The sequence below is a fragment of the Streptomyces sp. 63XJN7_1_ISO-PGPR-S23-121 genome (genome assembly GCF_056173025.1).
In genome coordinates this window covers 977,871-999,139 of sequence record NZ_CM149653.1, presented here as the reverse complement: position 1 = coordinate 999,139, position 21,269 = coordinate 977,871, and the positions used below count along the sequence as shown (strand labels likewise).

17 protein-coding genes are annotated in these 21,269 nt (G+C 74.3%); 2 read left to right on the top strand and 15 right to left on the bottom strand.

All coding sequences use genetic code 11. The annotated features are described in order from the left end of the window. Positions 1-13: 13 nt before the first annotated feature. The 7 genes from AC0VYN_RS04685 to AC0VYN_RS04655 form a co-directional block, all read right to left on the bottom strand. Positions 14-1,342 (bottom strand): Nramp family divalent metal transporter, encoded by a 1,329-nt coding sequence (locus AC0VYN_RS04685; RefSeq protein WP_475534903.1) that lies wholly within the window; start codon positions 1,340-1,342, stop codon positions 14-16. A gap of 67 nt (positions 1,343-1,409) precedes the next feature. Next, positions 1,410-2,045: a hypothetical protein gene (locus tag AC0VYN_RS04680; protein WP_475534902.1), complete on the bottom strand. Its 636-nt coding sequence runs from the start codon at positions 2,043-2,045 to the stop codon at positions 1,410-1,412. A 100-nt stretch (positions 2,046-2,145) separates the two neighbouring features. Then, positions 2,146-3,711: an AAA family ATPase gene (locus tag AC0VYN_RS04675; protein ID WP_475534901.1), complete on the bottom strand. Its 1,566-nt coding sequence runs from the start codon at positions 3,709-3,711 to the stop codon at positions 2,146-2,148. Positions 3,712-3,799: 88 nt separating this feature from the next. After that, positions 3,800-4,369: a hypothetical protein gene (locus AC0VYN_RS04670; RefSeq protein ID WP_386925306.1), complete on the bottom strand. Its 570-nt coding sequence runs from the start codon at positions 4,367-4,369 to the stop codon at positions 3,800-3,802. After that, positions 4,366-4,617, bottom strand: coding sequence for a hypothetical protein (locus AC0VYN_RS04665; RefSeq protein ID WP_475534900.1), 252 nt, complete (start codon positions 4,615-4,617; stop codon positions 4,366-4,368). The genes AC0VYN_RS04670 and AC0VYN_RS04665 overlap by 4 nt, the downstream gene beginning before the upstream one ends. Continuing rightward, a complete protein-coding gene (locus tag AC0VYN_RS04660) occupies positions 4,614-6,386 on the bottom strand; it encodes a hypothetical protein (RefSeq protein WP_475534899.1) in 1,773 nt (590 codons plus the stop codon). Before AC0VYN_RS04660 ends, AC0VYN_RS04665 begins: the two co-directional genes overlap by 4 nt. A 57-nt stretch (positions 6,387-6,443) precedes the next feature. Then, positions 6,444-6,971 carry a hypothetical protein gene (locus tag AC0VYN_RS04655; protein ID WP_475534898.1) on the bottom strand — a complete coding sequence of 176 codons (528 nt, stop codon included), beginning with the start codon at positions 6,969-6,971 and terminating at the stop codon, positions 6,444-6,446. Between the two features lie 203 nt (positions 6,972-7,174). Between AC0VYN_RS04655 and AC0VYN_RS04650 the strand changes: the two genes are divergently transcribed. After that, the gene (locus AC0VYN_RS04650; protein WP_475534897.1) at positions 7,175-9,088 is read left to right on the top strand and encodes a caspase family protein; all 1,914 of its coding nucleotides are present in this window, start codon (positions 7,175-7,177) and stop codon (positions 9,086-9,088) included. On the opposite strand, the gene AC0VYN_RS04645 is transcribed toward AC0VYN_RS04650, so the two are convergent. The 8 genes from AC0VYN_RS04645 to AC0VYN_RS04610 all read right to left on the bottom strand — a co-directional run bounded on the left by AC0VYN_RS04645 (position 9,069) and on the right by AC0VYN_RS04610 (position 19,835). Then, positions 9,069-13,268 carry a CHAT domain-containing protein gene (locus AC0VYN_RS04645; RefSeq protein WP_475534896.1) on the bottom strand — a complete coding sequence of 1,400 codons (4,200 nt, stop codon included), beginning with the start codon at positions 13,266-13,268 and terminating at the stop codon, positions 9,069-9,071. The two genes, AC0VYN_RS04650 and AC0VYN_RS04645, sit on opposite strands and share 20 nt — an antisense overlap. Positions 13,269-13,280: 12 nt before the next feature. Further along, the gene (locus tag AC0VYN_RS04640) at positions 13,281-13,937 is read right to left on the bottom strand and encodes an RES family NAD+ phosphorylase (RefSeq protein WP_451690619.1); all 657 of its coding nucleotides are present in this window, start codon (positions 13,935-13,937) and stop codon (positions 13,281-13,283) included. Between the two features lie 37 nt (positions 13,938-13,974). Next, positions 13,975-14,640: a hypothetical protein gene (locus AC0VYN_RS04635; RefSeq protein WP_385466444.1), complete on the bottom strand. Its 666-nt coding sequence runs from the start codon at positions 14,638-14,640 to the stop codon at positions 13,975-13,977. A gap of 64 nt (positions 14,641-14,704) precedes the next feature. Next, complete coding sequence (locus AC0VYN_RS04630) at positions 14,705-15,853, bottom strand: hypothetical protein (protein ID WP_475534895.1); 1,149 nt, start codon at positions 15,851-15,853, stop codon at positions 14,705-14,707. A 165-nt stretch (positions 15,854-16,018) separates the two neighbouring features. After that, a complete protein-coding gene (locus AC0VYN_RS04625; RefSeq protein WP_475534894.1) occupies positions 16,019-17,497 on the bottom strand; it encodes a GntP family permease in 1,479 nt (492 codons plus the stop codon). A 111-nt stretch (positions 17,498-17,608) separates the two neighbouring features. Further along, positions 17,609-18,019: a RidA family protein gene (locus AC0VYN_RS04620; RefSeq protein ID WP_475534893.1), complete on the bottom strand. Its 411-nt coding sequence runs from the start codon at positions 18,017-18,019 to the stop codon at positions 17,609-17,611. Beyond that, positions 18,016-18,801 carry an IclR family transcriptional regulator gene (locus tag AC0VYN_RS04615; RefSeq protein ID WP_475534892.1) on the bottom strand — a complete coding sequence of 262 codons (786 nt, stop codon included), beginning with the start codon at positions 18,799-18,801 and terminating at the stop codon, positions 18,016-18,018. The genes AC0VYN_RS04620 and AC0VYN_RS04615 overlap by 4 nt, the downstream gene beginning before the upstream one ends. After that, positions 18,798-19,835, bottom strand: a complete 1,038-nt coding sequence (locus AC0VYN_RS04610) for a sugar kinase (RefSeq protein WP_475534891.1) — start codon at positions 19,833-19,835, stop codon at positions 18,798-18,800. Before AC0VYN_RS04610 ends, AC0VYN_RS04615 begins: the two co-directional genes overlap by 4 nt. 133 nt (positions 19,836-19,968) lie before the next feature. On the opposite strand from AC0VYN_RS04610, the gene AC0VYN_RS04605 reads away from it, so the two are divergent. Then, complete coding sequence (locus AC0VYN_RS04605) at positions 19,969-21,258, top strand: amino acid deaminase (RefSeq protein WP_475534890.1); 1,290 nt, start codon at positions 19,969-19,971, stop codon at positions 21,256-21,258. Positions 21,259-21,269: the final 11 nt, after the last annotated feature.

Genomic DNA, 21,269 nt, shown 5'->3' with positions numbered 1-21,269 from the left:
CCGCCCGCCCGGATCAGAAGAACTCCGACCACGGCTGGTCCCAGACCTGCTTCACGCACAGCGCCAGGAACAGCAGGCCGGCGACGGCGAGCATGCCGTTGCTCAGTGCGCCGTTGCGCCACGCGCGGGGCGTGCGGGAGGAGTTGAGGAGCCAGATCAGGGTGAGTGCGAGGAAGGGCATGAAGGCGGCGCCCAGGACGCCGTAGATGATGATCAAGCGGAAGGGCTGGCCCTGGAAGAGCAGGACGACGGGCGGGAAGGTGAGCCAGAGCAGGTAGGCGCGGAAGGCCCAGGAGCGTTCGCGGCGCCCCGAGGCCAGCTCGTCGCCGCGCGCCTCCCGCTCGCCCCGCTGCCGGGCCAGGAAGTCGGCGAACATCAGGCTCACGCCGTGCCAGACGCCGATCAGCGAGGTGAAGGAGGTGGCGAAGAAGCCGATCAGGAAGAGCTTGCCGGTCGCGGTGCCGTACTCGTCCTCCAGGACGTCCCCGAGCTGGACCAGGCCCTTGTCGCCGCTCGCGATGGCGATGTTCGCCGAGTGCAGCAGCTCGGCGCCGACGAACAGCATCGCGACGACGAAGATGCCGGTGGTGGCGTAGGCGACCCGGTTGTCGAGGCGCATGACCTTCATCCAGCCGGTGCCGGTCCAGCCCTTGGCGTTGACCCAGTAGCCGTAGGCGGCCAGCGTGATCGTGCCGCCGACACCGCCGATCAGGCCGAGGGTGTTGAGGACGGAGTCCTTCTCGTCCGGGAGGACGGGGAGGAGGCCGGCGAAGGCGTCGCCCAGGTGGGGGGTGACCCGGACGGCCAGATAGACCGTCACCACGAACATGACACCCACCAAAACCGTCATGACCTTCTCGAAGACGGCGTACTTGTTGAACCAGACGAAGACCAGGCCGGTCACTCCGCAGGCCACACCCCACCACTCGAGGTCCATCACGTCGGGGAACAGGGCCTGGAGCGGCAGGGCGCTGGACGACATCGCCGCCGCGCCGTAGACGAAGCCCCAGATCACGGCGTAGACCGCGAAGAACCACATGGTCCAGCGGCCGAGGCTGGCCCAGCCGTCGAAGAGCGTGCGGCCGGTGGCCAGATGCCACCGGCCGCACGCCTCCGCGAGGGAGATCTTCACCAGGCAGCCGACGATCGCGGCCCACAGCAGCGTGTAGCCGAAGTTGCTGCCCGCGATGAGGGTGGCCACGAGGTCGCCGGCGCCGACACCGGTCGCGGCGACGACGATGCCTGGCCCGATGTGCCGCCAGGTGGACCTGTGCGGAGCCGGTCCTGCCCCCGCCGCGAGTGGTGCACCGGTGTCCCGAGTGTTGCCCGTGGTGTCCGCCATGCGAGTCAAGGAAGCGGAAAGCGGACGGTGGGGCAAGAGGGCGTGCGGGGATCTTCACGCGATGCGCTTACTCTGCGGAGGCCCCGGCCCTGCGCCCCTCGCCGTCCGCGTCGCTCTCCGGGCCGTTCTCCGGCTCGCCCTCCGGCTCGTCCTCGGGGCCGTTCCCCGGCTCGTCCTTCGCCGCGGGCTCCGGCTCGCCGTCCTCGAAGTACGCGTCGAGGACCTCGTCCAGCGCCGACTCCCACTCCTTGAAGCGGCCGCGGGACGTGGCCTCGATCTCGATCGGGTACCAACGCCGGTCCGGCGTGTGCACCGTGACGGTGAACCGCTTGCCGAAGCGGCCGGTCTCCGTCTCCACGGCGCCGATCTCGTCCCAGCGGAACTCGCACGCCTGGTCGTCCAGGGCCAGGCGTACGCCCCTGTGGTCGGCGACGATGCGGGCGCGGCGGTCGGACGCCTCGAAGACCGGGCCGTCGGGGGCCTCCCCGGTTCCGGGCGCCGCCGCCGCGTCGCCGGTGCCGGACTCCTCGGCGGTGGCCGGGGCGTCGGCGGGCTCCGCGGACGCCGGTGGCTTCTCCTCCACCTCCTCCGGCTGCGCTTCCTCCGGCTCACCGGACGCGGGCGAGGTGAGCCCGGGGATGAAGGCCGGGTCGAAACCGGCGCCTTCCAGGGGCTTGCTGCTCGAACCTATGCGCTGCTCCACGGCGGAAGTATGGACGACATTCCTGTGCCGGGAACAGCCGGTCCACCGGTCACCCGCGTTCCCGCACGTCACAGTTGTGCGTCGGCCGGCCCCGCACCCGTCACTCGTCCATGAAGACGATCCGCCGCGTCCGCGCGCCGTCGCCCGGCACCGGAGTCACCGCGCCGCGGCCGGCCGGCACCGCCCGCTCGCGGCCCCAGGCGCGGATCTCCTCGATCTGCTCGGGGTTGCTCACGCTCAGCGGCCGTACGTCGGCGAACGTGTCGAGGACGAAGGAGTCCTTGAGCGCCCCGACCCCGCCGCGGATCAGCGCCTCCTCCCCCACGTCGTGCAGCGCGGCCTCGATGTCGGAGCCCGCGAAGCCCTCCGAGAGGTCGACGAGCCGGTTGATCAGCTCGGGCTCCGGCTCGGTCTCCAGATAGCGGCGGTAGTAGATGCCGAGGATCTCCCGGCGGTCCTCGGCGTCGGGCAGGTCGACGAAGAACAGCTCGTCGAAGCGGCCCTTGCGCAGCAGTTCGGGCGGCAGGCTACGGATGTCGTTGGCGGTGGCGACGACGAAGGCGCGGGACTGGGACTCCTGGAGCCAGTACAGGAACTGGCCGATGATGCGCTGCGGCACGCCCGACATGTCGTCGCGGCCGGCGAGGCCCTTCTCGATCTCGTCGATCCACAGGATGCAGGGCGCCACCCGGTCGGCCATGGCGAGCGCCTCGCGGAAGCGGCCCTCGGACTCGCCGAGGTACTTGCCGTGGATGCTGGCCATGTCGAGGCGGTACAGCGGCAGCCGCCACTCGTGGGCGATGGCCTTGGCGGACAGGGACTTGCCGCAGCCCGGGACGCCGACCAGCAGGACGCCGCGGGGCGGGCGCAGCGCGGTCTGCCGCAGGTCGCGGGAGATCATGTCGTTCTTGCGGCGCAGCCAGGTGCGCAGGCCGACGAGGCCGCCGACGGCGTAGTCGCTGTCGCGGAGCTGGACGCGTTCGAGGCCGGTCAGGTCGCTGAAGATGCGGTCCTTGGCCTGGGCGAGGCCGAGGACGTCCTCCTTGAGGATGGCGCCCTTGGCGGCGATGGTCGCCATCAGGTTGACGCACTCCGCCTCGGTGACGCCGCTGAGGAACTCGGCGGCGCGGCGGGCGTCCTCCTCGGTCCACTCGATCGGGATGTGCCCGTGGTGGTCGCCGAGGAAGCCGCTGAGGATGGCGTACATCTCCTCGGAGTCCGGCAGGTCGAGCCTGAGGCTCATGCCGAGCCGCTGTAGGCCGCTCCAGACGGGCGTGTCGGTGATGATCACGATGCTGCCCATGTTGCTGTCGGCGAGCCGGGCCAGCTCGGCGAAGTGCCGGGTGACCGGGGTGTCGGACTCGAGCTCGTCCGGGTCGACGAAGACGACGGTGGCGTTGGCGCGGCTGCCGAACTGGGTGGCGGCGAAGTCCATGGCGCCGGTGAGCGAACGGTCGTCCTGGACCGAGGCGTTGGTCCGCAGGTCGCGCAGGCCGGTGGCGCGGGTGTAGATCCAGAACGGCATGTTGCTGCGCCGGGACTGCGTGGCCGCCTCCCTCAGCAGCCGCAGGGCGCGCTGCTGCTCGATGGTCCGCATGGCGATGACCGGGACGCGGGCGGAGATGTAACTGTCGAGGTGGGTGAGGCTTTCGGCGTAGTTCGACATACGGGGTACGGCCTTCGGGGCGAGGGTGGGCGGGGTGCGCGTTCCGGAGCGGGCGGGGCCCGTGCGTGCGGGCGGGCCCCGGGGGGACTCAGCCGGGCACGATCCGGCGCCGGGGCGGGCTGCCGGGGACGTCGGCGGCCCACGGGTCGGGCACGGTCGGCGTGGCCGGCGGCGGCGCGGCGAGGACACCGGTGAGGGCGTTGTCGCGCAGGGTGCGGCGGCGGCGTTCCAGCAGGCGCCGGTCGGCACCGCGGCGCTCCTCCTCGGCGAGCTGGTGCTCCAGCTGCTCCTGCACGTGCGGGATCTGCTGGTCGACGAGCCGGAGCAGCTCGGTCCGCAGGGACTCGGGCAGCCCGGGGTGGGCGGCCAGGGCGCGCACCTCGCGCAGTCCGGCGCGGGCCTGGGTGAGCTCGCGGCCGTAGCTGAACTCGTCGCGCGCCTGGTCCAGGGCCCGCACCAGCGCGTCGGCCCAGGAGCCGAGGCGGGTGTTGATCGAGCTGGTGAGGTGGGTGCCGAGCCGTACCCAGGTGGCCGCGTCGTAGTGCTCGTCGGTGAGGGCGGGCAGGGCGGCCGGGTCGACGGGCTCGCGGGCCGCCCAGCGGCGAAGGAAGTCGGCCCAGGCCTGGTAGGCGCCGCCGTCGCCCCACAGGCCGCTCACGGGGCGTTGCTCCCGGGGCGGCGCACGAGGGTCTCGCCGGGCGGCAGCGGTTCCCAGTCGGGCAGGCCCTCGACGAGCTTGCGGAGCCTGCTGGTGACGCGCTCCTGCCGCGGCCGGCGCACGGCGCCCCACGGGGAGGACTGGGTCCGCCCGGCGTCGGCGGAGCCCGCCCACGGGGACGCGTCCGGGGACGTGCGGGGCGGGGGCGGGGCCGGGGAGCCGGCCGGCGGGGTGTTCGGGGTGCTCATCGGGTTTCGTCCTCCTGGCGTACGGTGCGGCCCTCGAACGGTGAGGCCGGTCCGTCCGTGGTCCGCAGGGACGCGATCAGTTCGCGGACCCTGGCCTCCACCTGGTCGGCGGCGCGGAACTTCTCGTACCAGTCGGTGAGTTCGGCGGAGGCGCCGCGCAGGGCGTGCAGGGACTCGGTCCTGGCCGCTTCCAGGGCCTGGCGGGCGGTGTCCTGGTTGCGCCGGGCGGCCTGGGCGCCGTTGTACAAGACCAGGCCCCACACGGCGCCGACGACCGCGGCGGCGCCCAGCCCGAAGCCGACGCTCGCCTGGGTGACGATCAGCAGGATGCCGATCACCACCGCGGCCAGGGGCACAGCCTTCTTCACCCACGGGTAGCCGAGCGCGTCGATGAAGGGGGTCATGTGCCGGTCCCAGTGGTCGGCGAGGGACTTCTCCAGGACGGCCAGGGGCTGTGTGAAGGAGCCGGTCCAGGGCGGCAGCCGGAAGGACTGGGCGGCGACGGTATACGCGGTGTCGAAGTGCGCCTGGACGTCCTGCGGCATGGCCGCCCGGTAGTCGCGGGTGTGCCCGGCGTGGGCCTGCTTGAACCACTCGTGGCAGGCGGCGACCGCCAGGCGCTGCGTGGCCGGCGAGGTGCCGATGGCCTCCGGGTTGAGGGCGGCCGTGGTCTGCACGGTCAGGTAGTCGAGGGTCTCCTCGTACGAGGCGGCGTCCGCGTCGGCGGTCCGGCGGGCGGAGTCGAGGTCGCCGTCGTGGTCGACGACCGCCTGGTTGAAGGCGAGGTCGCGGCGCAGCGGCAGCTCCTCGTTGTCGTACTCGGAGACCAGGCGGTCGAGGATGTCGTCGACGGCGTCCTCGATGCGGTCGGAGGGCGCGAACTCCCGGTCGAGGACGGCCCGGTACTTGTCCAGCAGGAGCTGCTGGCCGCGGGCGCCGGAGAGCACCCCGTCGAGCTGTCCCCACTGGGGCGAGACGGCCGCGAGCCGCGGGAACTCCTGCTGTGCGGACGGGCCGCGCAGGGCCGCGATCTCGTCGCGCCAGCGCTTGACCTGCCGGGCCTGCGCGTCGGCGCTGCCCGCCAGGTGGGCGCGCCATTCGGCGAGGGTGCGGTCCAGCAGGTCGCGGCCGACGACGCCGAAGGCGCCCTGGGCGATGGCCTCCAGGATGACGGCGAACTCGCGGCCGAGCGACGTCGGGTCCTGGGCCAGCAGGTAGTGCCGCAGCCAGCGCACCGCGCCCTCGCGGCGTCCCTGGCGGCGCAGGACGAGGGCGAAGAACAGCGCGGTGCGGTCGGGTGAGCGGCGGAACGCCTCGTCGACGGCGCGCTCGCACAGCCCCGGGTCGTCGGCCGACCAGGAGGCGAGGGCGACGAGGGCGGGCGCCAGCCAGTAGCGGGGCGTCTGGATCATCAGCTGGTCGCTGACCATGCGGACGTTGTCCTCGGAGACGAGGCCCACGTCGAAGGCCTGGAGCATGCCGACGGCGGTGCGCCGGACCGTCTTGTGGTGGCCGAACTGGTGGTCGATCTTGTCCTCGATGACGCCGATGCGGGTCTCGGCGCGCTGCACGTTGGCCGTCGTCTCGGCCTGCCGCACGAACGCGAGGAACTCGTCGCGCAGTTCCTGGAGTTCGGTGCGGGCCTGCTGCTGGGCGGCCTCGACCGTGGAGACCTGGCCGGACACCGAGCCGACCTGTTCGGTGAGTCTGACGACGAGGTTGCTGACCTCCTGCACCTTGCGGTGCAGTGCGTAGTCGACCTCGGACATGCGCGAACTCCGTTCACGTGCGGGGCTTTCGGGGGCCTGCGTCCTTCTCGGGGCGGGTCAGGGCCGTACGACCGTGCCGTCCTCGAGGACCGGCAGGATCAGCCCGTCGCTATAGACCTCGACGTAGGCGTAGCCGCCGGAGCGGGCCAGCATCCGGGCCGAGGAGTACGGGTCGGGCATGGGCTCGGCGGGGGCGAAGTGCCGCACGATGACGCCGAAGAGGTTGAGCTGGTGGTCCACGTAGGGCGGGCCGAGGTGGCAACGGGCGACGAAGCCGAGCGGGACCGCGCCGTACGTGGTCGTGTACTCCTCGCGGATCCACTCGGCCAGTGAACGGCAGGCCTGTTCGTCCAGTCCCGCGTCCAGCCGGTGCAGGGCGTCGCGCAGTTCCCGCGGGCGCGGCCGGTACAGCTCGAGGCGGGTCACGTCCGGGCCGGGCGTGCCGGATGCCTGGCGCCGGGGCGTGCCCAGGTCGCCGACGAGGCGGCGGCCCGCGCCCGGTGACGACAGGGGCCGGGCGGACTGTCCCTGCGGCCCCTGCTGTCCGGGCCGGACGATGCGACGTGGGTGTTCTGCGTACCCCATGGTGTCCCCCGAGAGTCATGGGTGGCGCGCACCGGAGGACCGGTTGCGTGATGCACGGGATGTGAAGCGTAATGACGTTCCGTCAAGAGCGCGACTCCAATCACCGAATGACCTGACGGTGACCGGAACACGCCCGGAATGGACCCGGTTCGGTCATCGCGTTCGCGCGGCGCGGGGCGGAGCGCACTGACAGACTCTCCGGCATGGGGAAGATCCATGCGCTCCTGGTGGGAGTCGACGCCTATCCGGCGGAGGTGGCGCCGGCGCTGACCGGCTGCGGCAACGACATCGCCGAGGCACGCCGGCTGGTCGCGGACCTCGCGGGCGGGCGGGCCGAGTTCACCGTGCTGCTGGACGGTGCGGCGACCGTGGCCGCGGTGGAGGACGCGGTGTCACGCCGGCTGGGGGAGGCGGGTCCCGGGGACACGGCGCTGCTGTGGTTCTCCGGGCACGGCACGCAGGTGCCCGCCACGGGGGCGGACCTGCTCGTCGAGGCGACCGGCCTGAACCAGGCGGTGCTGTGCGTGGACGGCCCGCTGCTCGACAAGCGGCTCGGTGCCCTGCTGAACCGCGTCGCGGCGGGCGGCGCCCAGGTCACGGCGGTGCTGGACTGCTGCCACTCGGGCGGCGCCACCCGGCGGCCGGGACTGCGCTACGCCCCGCCCAGCCCCGCGTGGAAGCTGCCCGCGGAGGGTACCGCCACGCGTCAGGCGGTGGCGGAGGCGCCCGGGGGGCATCTGCTGATGGCGGCGAGCCGGCTGAACCAGCCGTCGTACGAGGACTGGTTCGACGGACGGCAGCACGGTGTCTTCACCCACGCCCTGATCGGCGCGGCGCGCGCCGCGGGTCCCGACGCCACCTGTCGGCAGCTGCTGGCGGCCGCCGCCGCGCGGGTCGCGCGCGCCGGGCGGGAGCAGCAGCCGGTGCTCCTGCCGGACGCGCCGGGCGGCCCGGCGGACCAGCCGTTCCTGGGCCCGGTCGGCCCCCGTCCGGCGCCGGCGGCGGCGCACCTGCTGCGGTACGGACCGGACGGCTGGGAGGTCGACTGCGGCACGGCCCACGGACTGCGGGAGGGAACCGACGGGACGGAGTTCGCGGTGCCGGCCCCGACGGCGGAGGACACCGGGCCGGGCGGGGCCGGGACGGACGTGACGCCCGCGCCGGGCGGGGGCGGGCTCGTGGTGCGGGCCCGGGAGGTGCGGACGGAGCGGACGCTCGTCGATCCGGTGGGGTGGGTGCCCGATCGGAGCCGGGTCTACCCCGTCGCGGTCTCGGCGCTCGCGCTGGCGCCGGGCGGTGTGCGGCTGGAGGGGCCCGCCGGGGCGGTGCGGGAGCTGGCCGAGGCGGTGGCGCCGTCGCCGTTGCTGCGGCTGCTCGACGGGCCCGGGCAGGCGGCCGTCGTGGATCTCCGGGTGCGGGTGGCCGAGGGGGCCGCGCACGTGGAGCGGCGGGACGGGACGCCGTTCACCGCGCCACTGCCGTACGAGGACCGCGGCGACGCCACGCGGGTGGCCCGCTGCCTGGAGCATTTGGCGCGCTGGCACGAGATCCGGGACCTCATCCCCCGGCCCTCTCCGCTGGACGGCCTGGTCCGCGTGGAGATCGCACCGTGGAACGCGGCGCCGGGCGAGGTGCTGCTGCCGGACGGCAGCGGGGAGATCGTCTGCCGGTACACGTCCGGTCCGGACGGGCCTCAGGAGCCCCGGGTGTCGATCCGGCTGCACAACCGCTCCCCCGACCGCACCCTGTGGTGCCTGCTGCTGGACCTGTCGGACGACTACGCCTGCCACTCCCTGCTGTACCCGGGGCACTTCATCGGCCCGGGCCGCACGGGCCATGTCCTGGACGGCAAGGCCGTATGCCTGTCCCTGCCGCCCGATCGGCCGGTGTCGCCCGGCGCCCAGGCCCGGGACTGGCTCAAGCTGATCGTCGCCGAGCGGGAGCTGAACACGCTCCCCTTCCAACTGCCCGCGTGGGGTCCGCGCACCGTGCCGACCTCCCGCATCCTGGGCCCGGCGCTCGGGCCCGCCGCCGGGCTGTGGACGACGCTCACCGTGCCGCTGCGCACACTCGTCCCGGACGGGGCGGCGGAGCCGGTCACCGGCCCAGGTGGGTGAAGCCGGCCCAGGCGGTCAGGTCGTGCGGGTCGATGCGGCGGGAGCGGGCCGCCAGGGCCGGGGGGAGGTCGTCGGGGAGCTCCCGGCCGGGGTCCAGCATCCACAGCTGGGCGCGGCGCAGCGCCTTCGCCGGGGGCTCGCCGTGGGTGCGCAGGAAGTGGTGGGTGAGGAACATCAGCACCGAGGTCGCCTCGTCCGGGACCGGCCACAGCGAGCCGACGACCGAGTCCGCGCCGGCCACGAGGAACGCGGTGGAGAGACTGAACGCCTCGTTGAGGCCACGCCCCGACACATGGCTGCTGCAGGCCGCGAGCAGCACCAGTGACAGCCGGCGGTTCCGCCCGCCGGCCGTGTCGGTCAGTTCCTCCGCCGCCAGCCTGCCGCCGTTCAGGGCGAGATAGGCACTGCGGCGGGCGTTGGCGGCGACGGCGGCATGGCAGGCGAGGTGCAGCACGCCGCCCCCGTCCGCCGCGGCACCGCGCAGCCAGTCCAGTACCTCCCGCGGCGTGCCCGCGCCGTCCGTCGTGTTCACGGCAGCGGTGGCGCGGCGGCCGAGGAAGCGGCCGTGCGGGTAGAAGACGCGCTGCACGGCGTCGGCCTCCTCACCCGCGTAGAGCAGGTCGCCGGTGGGGTTGCCGACGACGAGCGCGGGGCCGGTGTGCGGTACGGCCGGACGGGCCGCGACCTGGCACAGCAGGCGGGCCGAGGCGGCGTAGGAGATCTCGGCGGCCTGGAGGGCGTAGCGGCGGCCGCGGGGCCCGCCGGGCTCCCAGGCGGCGTGCCACGGTACGAGCCCGAGCGTGCCCATCGGCACCAGCACCAGGCGCGGCGGCCGTCCGCCCGGCATCTGGAACGCCTCCAGCAGCGGCCGCATCGCGGCGTGCCAGGCCCAGCCGCACAGCCGGTCGAGCTGCTCCCGCAGCCGGGCCTGCGCGTCCTGGGGCCGGCCGTCTGCGCCGAGGTGGTCCGGCACCGGACCGAGCACGCGGCCGGAGGCAGGGACGGGGCCGGCCTCCTCGGCGCGGGCCGGGCCCTGGGACGCCGGGGTGTACGCCGTGAGCGGGGCCGCCTCCTGGCTGAGCGTGGGCAGCGGTACGGCGTGCACCTGTCCTGATGAGGTGACGACCAGGGCGGTGCCGGGGACGTCGTCGCCGGCCGGGACCAGGTAGACCAGGGCGTCCTTGTCCACGGCGCGCAGGGCCCGGCCGATCTCCTCCGGTGTGGGCGGGTCGAGGAGCTGGGCCGCGCTCGGGGCGTCGCCGGCGGTGAGCGCGGCGAACACCCGCCGCCGCAGGGAACTGGGCACGCTCGGCGGCGGCTGGGCGGCCGCGAGGGGGTCCTCGGGGTGCTCGGCGGCACCGGCGCCGCTGGAGTGCCACTCCTCGACGAGGTCGTCCTGGCCGGCCGCGGCCAGCAGGGCGGGCACGGTCGTCGAGGTGACGGCCGCGTGCAGGACGAGTCCGCGGCAGGCGTCGAGCGCCTGGAGGGCCTCCTCGGGCCTGCCGTCCCGCAGGCACCAGCCGGCGACCTCCAGCGCCGCCCCGGTCGCCTGCGCCGCGGCCAGCGCGGCGTGGTCGGTGCCGGACTGGAGCAGCGCCGCCCAGGCGTGGCCGCGCAGGCAGGACAGGCCGACGCGCCGGGCGGTGGCGCGGTCGCGCCGGTGGAGGTCGTCGCGGGTGCGGTAGGCGCGGGCCAGGGCGAGGCCGATCTCGGCGTACAGACGGTGCTCCGGTCCACCCGCCTCCTCCAGGGCGCCTTCCAGGAACGTGATGCCCTTGGCCAGCCGCTCGCGGCTGTGCAGCCGGTCGAACTGGAGCGTGGACAGGGCGCAGTGGGCGACGCCGAGGGCGTAGGCGTAGCGCAGGCGGTCGTCGCCGCCCTCCGTGGACAGGTCGTGGGCCTCCTGGAGCAGGCCGATGGCTTCCAGCAGACCCGGTCCGTCGTGCACCCGCGTGGCCCGGATGAAGCGCCGCATGCCGTTGTCGCCGAGCACCCAGGCACGGTGGTCGCGCGGCAGGCGCTTGGCCTCCCGCCGCAGTTCGGCCGCGCCGGGACGGCCGGCGAGCGGGGGCAGCGGCGCGGCGCCCAGGTTGTCCGCGAGGACGTCGCGGGCGTCGCGCACGTTCTCCAGGGCGGTGAGGACCTCGATCCGCGAGGGGTCCTCGGCCGGCATCGCGGCGTGCCCCTCGGTCAGGGCCGCGATGTGCCGGTCCGCCGCGGCCAGGTCCCCGCGCCGGACGGCGGTGTGCGCGTCGAAGCCCGCCTGCTGGAGATCCAGGGTGCGGCGCACGTGCGCGGGCATGGTGGGGTCGTCCCGCAGCCGCCGCCAGACGGCCGCGCCCTCCTCCATGTCGTCCGCTCCGCCGCCTGTCTGGCCCCGCTGGGTGCGTGCCAGGAACCGGGCCAGGTCCAGCCCGTAGTCGTCGCGCCCGCCGGCCTCCTCGGCCCGGTCGAAGTGGGCGAGAACCTCGTCCAGACCGGCCCCGGAGCCGGAGCTGGTCTCCTCGTGGAGCCGCGCCATCCCGAGGACGGCGTGCGCCCGGCCGGCCCACTCCGGGTCGGTCTCGGCGCGCTGGAGCACGGCCTCGGTCAGCTCTCGCCGGGCGTCGAGGTCGAGGTGGTCGCCGTGAGGGTCGATCATGGGCAGGTTGGAGAGGATCATCGCGGCGAGCTCGGCACGGAAGGCGCTGCCCCGCTCGGTGGCGCGCAGTTGGTCCATCCCCAGGGCGATGCTCCCGGCGCGCGCACGCGCGGACGTCAGGTCCCGGCCGATGCCGCGCAGGAACTCGTCCTCACCGAAGTCGATGAAGGAACGGCCCTCGCGGAGGTCGCCGAGTATGCCGTTGGTGGCCTGCCGGACGGCGTCGAGGTCGAGGCCCTCCGGCAGGCCGTCGACCTCCGGTAGGATCCCGCGCTCCGCGAGCGTGAAACGCGCCCAGCCGTCCAGCAGCCGAGCCATGTGGACGAGCGACTCGGCGCCGGAGGGGCCTTGCGTCATCCGCCCGGTGGCGTCCAGGACGTCCCGGAGGCGCCGGGGGTCGCGGTCGTCGCGGTAGCGGGCCTGCTGGAACGCGGCGAGGAAGAAGGCGCTCACGGTCGGGTCCCCGTCGCGGGCCGGCTCCCACCGCTCCAGCGCCCGCCGGATCAGCGCGATCCCCCGGTCGCGGCCGGTGTCGTCGTCGCGGCCCGCCGCCCGTTCGTAGAGCAGCCGGCCGAACACGTCGAGGTACGGGGGCGGGAGCAGGTCCTCGGCGCCGGGCCGGGCCAGCAGGTCCCGCAGTTCCGCCTCCGCGGCGGCGCACTGGCCGTTGTCCTGCCACGTCGACCAGATCAGCGTCCGGACGCAGACGGCGTTGGCCTCGGCCGTGAACGCCCAGTCCGGCTCCTCGCCGCCCGCCCGGCGCAGCTCCTCGCGGGCCGAGTGGAAGGCGTCCCGGGCCTTCTCCAGCGTCTCCCGCTCGACGGCCAGCCGGCCGCGCAGCATCAGGGCCAGGCCCATGCTGTGCCGGACGTGTGGCAGATCGGCGTCCGGCGGACGGGCGGCGAGGACCGCCGCGTAGTGGCGTGCCGACTCGGCGGCGGCGCCGGGGTCGGCGCACAGCTCGGCCCGCTCCAGGTGCAGGAAGCCGAGGGAGACGTGCAGTTCGGCCTCGTCGTCGTCGCCGGGTGTCGCGTCGTCCAGGGCATCGGCGTGGCGGAGCACCGCGTCGTCGAGCAGTGCCCCCGGGTCGTCCCCCTCGCCGCGCCGCACGTAGCGCTCCTTGGCGCAGTTGGCGAGGAGGCGGCGGCCGAGGAGGCGGACGTCCTCGTGCTCACGGTCGTCGGGGGCGAGGCCGTCGACGCCCTCCCGGAGCAGTTCCCGTACGCGGTCCAGGAGTCCGAGGTCCCGGGACTCGTCGTACGCGACGGCCAGCAGGTGCCCGTACAGGATTCGCCAGGCGTGCCAGACGGGCTCCGGGCCGGGCCTGCGGAAGGCGCGTTCAAAGCCTTCCAGGGCCAGGTCGAGGTTCTCGCCCTCCGGGTCGGCGGCGTCCAGGTGGTGCAGCCGGTAGCCGAGTTCGCCGACGTACGCGCACATGCCGGGCACGTCGGGGTCGTCGGCGGGCAGCCGGCCGAGCGCGTCGAGGGTCCGCTCGCGTTCGGCGGCGAGTTCCTCGGGGGAGACGGGGGTGTCGGGCACGGTGCGGGCCTTCTACTGGGGGGCGAGCTGCGCGTGGTAGGGCTGGAGCACGGAGTCGAGGTGGCGCCGCCCGTCGGACGTGGCGAAGTCGACGGTGTGGCCGGGGAGCGCCTCGAGGGCGCCGGGCGGGCAGCGGTCGCCGAAGAGGACCACCGTCCGGTCGCCGGGCTCGCGCTTGGAGGCCCAGACGAAGCCCTGCGCCCAGGGGTCGGTGTGGCGGCGGATCCAGTGCGCCCAGTCCCGGGTGTAGGCGTAGTCCTGTGCCTCGGTCTGCGTCAGCCAGCCGTCCTGCCGTACTCCGGCGAGGTCCTGGGCGGTCATCAGGGACACGACGGTGAGGTCGGCGGCCAGCCGCAGGGTGCTCAGGCCGCGCCGGGCGACGGCGACGCCGGGCACCAGGCGCGGGCCGCCCGCCGGGTCGAAGGGCAGGGAGCGCAGCAGCGTCTCGCACACGGCGGCGGCCGGGGTGGTGCCGGCGTAGAGGTAGCCGTAGCGGTCGCAGGGCGTGGCGTCGAAGCGCCCGCCGCCGTAGAGGCAGTGCGCCGGCTGCGGGTTGAAGGCGGTGGCGTTGCGGTGCAGGGCGTGGACGCGGTGCAGCAGGGTGCCCTGCGCGAGCGTCGCCTTGGCCGGGGTGCCCGTCAGGTGCTCGGGCGGCCGGTAGTTGGGCACGGCGGGTCTGCCTCCTCGTGCTGCGCGGTCGGTACGGTCACACGTCCTCCATCAGCAGGCGCGCGGTGTCGGCGAGCCGGCGCTCCTGTCCGGTGCCGAGGAGGGCGGCGGGGGCGGTGCCGAGCCAGGCGTTGCCCGCCAGCCACCAGTCGGCGGCGCCCCAGGGGTCGCGGGCGGCGTCGAGGAGGGCATTGACCTCCAGGACCACCAGCCAGGGCAGGCAGCCCTCGGAGAACTGGAAGCGGGGCAGCCGGGCCAGTCCGCCGGGTCCGGGCAACCGGATCAGGTCGCGGGCGTACGGGTCGCCGCCGTCGCGCAGCACGGTGGCCGGGTCCAGGGCGGGTTCGGCGAGCAGCCGGTCGCGCACCGGGCCGAGCACGGGGCCCACCATGCGGTGCCCGTCGAGGAGCAGCACGGCGAGGTCGTCGGCGCGGAAGCCCAGGTAGGACGGGTCGGTGCCGGTGGAGCTGTCCGTGCCGGTGGCGAGCCGGGCCTGTCCGGCGGTGCCGAACTCGTCGGGCAGGGCCCGGCGGAGCAGCCCGACGGCCTCCTCGGCGGCACCGCGCCGGGCGGGTTCGCCGACCTCGCGGTGCCGTACGACGGTCAGCAGGGCGGCGAGGCGCTCGCGGGTGGGTCCGGTCAGGCGGTCGGCCAGCCGGTGCCACTCGGCTGCCGCCGCGGCCAGCACGGCGTACGGATTCACTGCTCCCCCTTGTCGTCGTCTGCCGGTCGTCGGGTCGGGCGCCGCTCCCGGCCTGTTCGGTGGGCTACGGGCGGCGCCCGGTGAGTAGCCGTTCCACCAGGTCGGCGCGGGCCTGGCGGCGCATCACCAGGTGGATGTCCCACCGGGCGCCGCGGGCCAGTTCGGCCTCCACCGCCGTCCACAGCGCGCCGAAGCTCTCCAGGGCGGGCAGGCCGCCGCGGCCGGCACCGAGCAGGGGCAGGCAGACGGAGGTGAGCGGCGGGTCGTGGCGTGCGGACTCGGCGGCGAGCAGCGTGAAGGCCCGGTCGACGGCGCGGGTGATGTCGGCGGGCTGGACGTCGTAGTCGTTGGTGCCGGGGCGGGGCACGGCCACGGCGAGGTGGTAGATGCGGCGGACGCCCTGGGCGGCGAGGGCGCCGGCGGAGGTGGCGGCCACCGTGCCGGGCAGGGCAGCGCGGCCGGGGATGCCGTGGCGCGCGGCCCAGTCGCGCAGTTCGTCGTGGACGAGGTCCTCGACGACTCCCCCGGTGGCGTCGGTGCGGGCGGCGGCCCGGCGCAGGTTCGCGGCGACCGAGGCCTTGTAGGGCGCGGGGAGCGCGAAGTAGGTGTTGGACGGGGAGACGACGACGTCGACGCCGCGCAGGAGGTCCACGGAGTGGACGTGCAGGGTGACGGGGACGACGCGGTCGTGGACGCGTGGCTTGATCACGCGGTGGGCGGGGGCGAGCAGGTGCCGCCCGGGCTCCGCCGTGTCCCGGCCGCCGGCCGGGTCGGGGGCCGGGGCGGCGTCACCGGCGGCGGTGACGGTGCCGGTCGTGGCGGTCGTGGCCGTGAGACCGAGGATCTGCTCGGTGATTTGCCCGAGCACCATCAACTCGTGGTGTTTGCGGAACCGTTCGACGCTGACGCCGTAGACCTCGGCGGCCCGGCGGCGCCGGTCGGCCGGCGGCCAGTCGCGGGTGCCCTGGGCGAGGCCGAGGGTGTACTCGGCGGCGGTCTGGAGGGTGCCGCCGCCGATGCCGGCGACGGCGTCCCGGAGCAGCCGCTCGACCGCGAGGCCGGGTAACTCCCCCGGTGCTCCCAGCCGTTCGCGGGCGATGCGGGAGAGCTCCGGGACGTCCAGCCCGCGGAGCCTGACGACTCCGGCCCGCCGCACCGCTCTCACCTCGGCGAGCACCGCGGCGTGATCGAGCCTGTGAGGGGGATGCGGCATGGCATCAAGACTCCCATTGCCGCCTCCGCCCTCACAAGCCCGATCCGGTGCTCCCCCCGTGCATCCATTGCACCGCACGGGCCGGTCGGGCCCGGGGCTCTTTCCGGGCGGATCCGGGTCGGACGGGCGGGAGTTGCCGGGGGCCCCGGACGAGCCGGGCGGGCCCTAGACGAACAGGCTGAGCACCGCGGCCGTCACGAAGCCGCCCAGCGACAGCACGCTCTCCAGCACGGTCCACGTCTTCAGGGTGTCCCGTTCGGTGATGCCGAAGTACTTGGCCACCATCCAGAAGCCGCCGTCGTTGACGTGCGAGGCGAAGATGGAGCCCGCCGAGATGGCCATGATGACCAGCGCGACGAACGCCTGGGAGTGGTCTCCCCCGGCGAGCAGGGGCGCCACGATACCCGCGGTCGTCACGATCGCGACCGTCGCCGAGCCCTGGGCGACCCGCAGCACGAGGGAGATCAGGTAGGACAGGACGATCACCGGCAGGCCGACGCCGTTGAAGGTGTCGGAGAGGGCCTGGGCGACGCCGCTGGCCTTGAGGACCGCGCCGAACACCCCGCCCGCGCCGACCACCAGCAGGATGTTGCCGACCGGCTTGAGCGAGGACGTCGAGACGGTCTCCAGCGACTTGCGGGACCAGCCGCGCCGGATGCCGAGCAGGTAGTAGGCGAGGAACAGGGCGATGGTCAGGGCCACGAAGGGGTGGCCGAAGAACTCGATCACCGAGCGGGTGGTGGAGGGGTCCAGGGCGATGGAGGAGAAGGTCGCGGCGAGGATGAGGACCAGCGGGGTGCCGATGATGCCGAGGACCGTGCCGAGCGGCACCGGCGTCTCGCGCGGCGCGACGCCGGCCTTGCGCTGCTCGTCGATGACGGCCTGCCGGGCCTCCTCGGCGGCCTCGACCATGTCCTGCGGCACGGGGACGAAGATGCGGCGGCCGATCCAGGCGGAGTAGGCCCAGGCGGCGAGCACGGCCGGGATGCCGCAGACGACGCCCATGAGGATCACCCAGCCGAGGTCCACGTGCAGCAGTCCGGCGGCGGCCACCGGGCCGGGGTGCGGCGGCAGGAAGGCGTGGGTCATCGACAGGCCGGCGAGCAGCGGGAGGCAGTAGAGCAGGATCGACTTGCCGGACCGCTTGGCGGCGGCGTAGACGATGGGCGCGAGGACGAAGATGCCCACGTCGAAGAAGACGGGGATGCCGAAGATCAGGCCGGTCAGGCCCATGGCGAGCGGGGCGCGCTTCTCGCCGAACAGGCCGAGGAGGCGGGAGGCCAGGACCTCCGCTCCGCCGCTGACCTCGAGGATCGCGCCGAGCATGGTGCCCAGGCCGATGATGATGGCGACGTGGCCGAGGATGCCGCCCATGCCGGACTCGATGGTGGAGACGGCGTCGGACCTCTGGACGGTGCCGAAGAGTTCGGTGACCGACAGGCCGGCGAGCAGGCCGACGGCTATGGAGACGGCGAGCAGCGCGACGAACGGCTGGAGCCGCACCTTGATGATGAGGAGGAGCAGCAGCGCGATGCCGATCGCGGCGACGGTCAGCAGGCCCGCCGTGCCGTCGATCAGGGTGAGCAGGCCACCGGTGTGCGGTGGGGTCTCGGAGGCGGCGAGCTGGAGGGAGAAGTGGGACATTCGGGGGTCCTCTGCGTAAACACATGTGACTTTCGGGCAGGGAGGAGCGCGGCACGGCGCCCCGTGGGTGGGGGCGCCGTGCCGTTCACAGACAGGCGGGGGTGGAGCGGGTTAGCCGAGGACGGCGAGCGCGTCGATCTCGATGAGGAGTCCCGCGGGCAGACCGACGTAGACCGTCGTGCGCGCGGCGGGCGGCTGGGTGAGGCCCTGCTCCGCGAAGTACGCGTTGTAGATCTCGTTCATCTCGGCGAAGTGGTCGACGTCCGTGAGGTAGACGCGGATCATCATCGCGTCGTCCCAGCTCGCGCCGCCCTCCTCGAGGATGGCCTTGACGTTGGCGAGGGTCTGGAGGGTCTGCTCGCGCAGGGTGGGGCCGGCCGGGGTGGGGGCCTTGCCCTCCTCGTGGGGCAGGAAGCCGACCTGGCCGGCGACCTGGAGGATGTTGCCCTTGCGGACGCCGTGCGAGAACTTCGCCGGCGGGGCGGTGTGGGTCGCGGGCGTGAGGGCGGTCTTGTCGGTCATACGGTGTCCTTCTCGGGGTGGTGCTCGGGGTGCTGCACGGGGGTCCTGCCGGAGTACTCGCCGCTGATGGCGTCCGCCGTACGGCGCACCAGCGGGAGCAGGGTGAGGAGTTCGTCGGCGGTGACGACGACGTTCGGCGCGGAGACCGACATCGCGGCGGCCACCCGGCCGTCGGCGCCCCGGATGGGCGCGGCGACGCAGTTGATGGACTCCTCGTGGCCGCCGAGGTCGGTGGCCCAGCCCTGTTCGCGCACCGTGGCCAGCTCCGTGAGGAAGGCGTCGGCGTTCGGCGTCGAACGGGCCGTGTAGAGGGGGTAGTCGAGCTTCTCCGCGACGGCGCGGCGCTCGCTCTCGGGGAGGTCGGCGAGCAGCAGCTTGGCCACGGCCGCGACGGTGATGGCGACGGGCTTGCCGATCCGGGAGTACATCCGCACCGGGTAGCGGCTCTCGACCTTGTCGATGTAGAGGACCTCGTTCTCCTCGTAGACGGCGAGGTGGACGGTGTGTCCGCACTGCTCGTTGAGGCGTACGAGGTGGCTGTGGGCGATCTCGCGGACGTCCAGGTTCTCCATCGCCTCCTGGGCCAGGGCGATGAGCCGGGCGCCGAGGCGGTAGCGCTGGTCGGACTGGCGGTAGACGAAGCCGTGCTCGTGCAGGGTGCGCAGCAGGCGCAGGGCCGTGGACTTGTGCACGCCGAGCCGGTCGGCGACCCGGCCCAGGTCGGCGGGGCCCTCGGCGAGCAGCGGCAGGATGCCGAGCGCGCGGTCGACGGTCTGGCTCATGGTGTGCGTACCTCCTCGTCGGCCCCTTCGTCGGCCTGTGTCCAGCCGGGGCCGAGTCGCAGTCTCCCCCACGCGGCGTCGCCGAGGGCGGCCAGGCGGTCGGCGTGGTGGCGGGCGGGGGGCGCGGCGAGGTCGCCGGGGACGGTGAGCGCGGCGGCGGCCATCAGGTGGCCGTGGCGCAGACGCTCGCGCACGGGCAGTCCGCGCAGGGTGGCGGAGAGGAACCCGGCGGCGAAGGCGTCGCCCGCGCCGACGGCGGCCACGACGTCGACGTGCAGGGCGGGGACGGAGGTCACGTGGGGCCCGTGGAAGGCGGTGGCGCCGGTGGCGCCCTGCTTGACGACGAGCAGCTCCGGCTCGGGCAGCGCGGCGCGCACGGCTTCGGGGGAGCCGAGTCCCCAGGCCTCGTCCTCGCCGACGAAGACGAGGTCGGCGCCGCGGGCCAGCTCCAGCAGCACCGCCGGGCCGTCGCCGTCGCGCCACAGCCCGGGGCGGTGGTTGACGTCGAAGGAGACCAGGGGCCGGCCGGGGCGGCGGGCGGTCAGTTCGCGCATCAGGTCCAGGCAGTCGGCGGAGAGCGCGGCGGTGATGCCGGACAGGTGCAGGACGCGTCCGGAGCGGACGGCGTCGAGGTCCAGGGCGGCGGCCGACATCGCGGAGGCCGCCGAGCCGGCCCGGTAGTACGCCACCTCGTGCGCGTCGGTGGCCCGGTCCCCGGCGGTGCGGAAGTAGATGCCGGTCGGCCGGTCCGGGTCGCGGTGGACGGCGGAGACGTCGACGCCGTACGCGCCGATCGCCTCGACCAGGTGGTCGCCGAAGCCGTCGGCGCCGACCCCGCTGACCCAGCGGACGGTGTGCCCGGCCGCGGCCAGCACACAGGCCACGTTGGACTCGGCACCGCCGATGGCGCGGTCGAAGGAGGGGACGTCGGCGAGGCGCCCGGGACGGGAGGGCAGGAAGGTGACCATGGACTCGCCGAGCGTGACGACGTCCACGACGTCGGGGGTGGTGCTGGTGGGTCCGTCGGCGGTCACGATGGTGGGGCTCCTTGTCCTGTCGCGGGCCCAGGCTCCGTTGACCCCGCGTTGGCCGAGATGTTAGACAGCACTGAGCGATATACGCAACGGTCGTTGCACAGAACGCAACGACCCACTTCAGGGAGGCTCCATGGCCCTCGACACCGGCACCGAAGCCCTCGCCCGTCTGGCCGGCGCGCCCATCGACCACCGTTTCAAGGGCCTCCCGCCGGACGCCGCCGGCCTGACCGTCGCCGAGCTGGCCGCCCAGCGCCGCAACCTCTTCACCGGCGGCTTCACCACTCCCGTGCTGGCCCTCTCCGCCGAACGCCTGGAGCACAACCTGGAACTCATGGAGACGTACGCGGCCCGGCACGGCCTCGCGTTCGCGCCGCACGGCAAGACCTCCATGGCCCCCCAGCTCTTCCACCGGCAGATCGAGCACGGCGCCTGGGGCATCACCCTCGCGGTGCCGCACCAGGTGTGGGTGGCCCGGGCCTTCGGCATCGGGCGGATCTTCCTGGCCAACGAGCTGGTCGACGCGTCCGCCCTGCGCCGGATCGCCGCGGAGCTGGACGCCGACCCGGACTTCCGCTTCGTCTGCTACGCCGACTCCGTCCGCGGCGTCGCACTGATGGACGCTGCGCTGAGCGCCGCCGGAGCCTCCCGCCCGGTGGACGTCGTGGTGGAACTGGCCGCCGGTGAGGGCGCCCGGACCGGGGTGCGCACGGAGGCGGAGTGCGCGGAGATCGCCGACGCGGTGGCCGCCGCGCCGACGCTGCGGCTGGCAGGTGTCGCCGGGTACGAGGGCGAGGTGCCGGACGCCGACCCGGAGCGGGTGCGCGCGTGGCTGCGGCGGCTGGTCGCCCTGGCCGTGGACTTCGACAAGGCCGGGCGGTTCACCGGGCTGGACGAGATCGTGCTCAGCGCGGGCGGCAGCGCCTGGTTCGACGCGGTGGCCGAGGTGTTCGCCGAGGTCCCGGAGCTGTCCCTGCCCGTGCTGAAGCTGCTGCGCTCGGGCGCGTACGTCTCGCACGACGACGGGCACTACCGCGAGCTGACCCCCTTCAACCGCGTCCCCGCCGAGGGCGCCCTGGAGCCCGCCTTCCGCCTGTGGAGCCAGGTCGTCTCCCGCCCCGGCCCCGGACAGGCCTTCACCAACGCCGGCAAGCGGGACGCGGCCTACGACCTCCACCTGCCCCTGGCCCAGGTGGTCCGCCCCGCGTCCGGCGGCCCGGAGCGGCCGGCGGCCGGCGTCACGGTGACCGCCCTGTCCGACCAGCACGCCTGGCTGCGCACCGCCCCGGAGGCGGAGCTGGAGGTCGGCGACTGGGTCGGCATGGGCCTGTCCCACCCGTGCACGTCCTTCGACAAGTGGCAGCTCATCCCGGTCGCGGAGGCGGACGGGACGGTCGTCGACTACATCCGCACGTTCTTCTAGAGGAGGCCCTG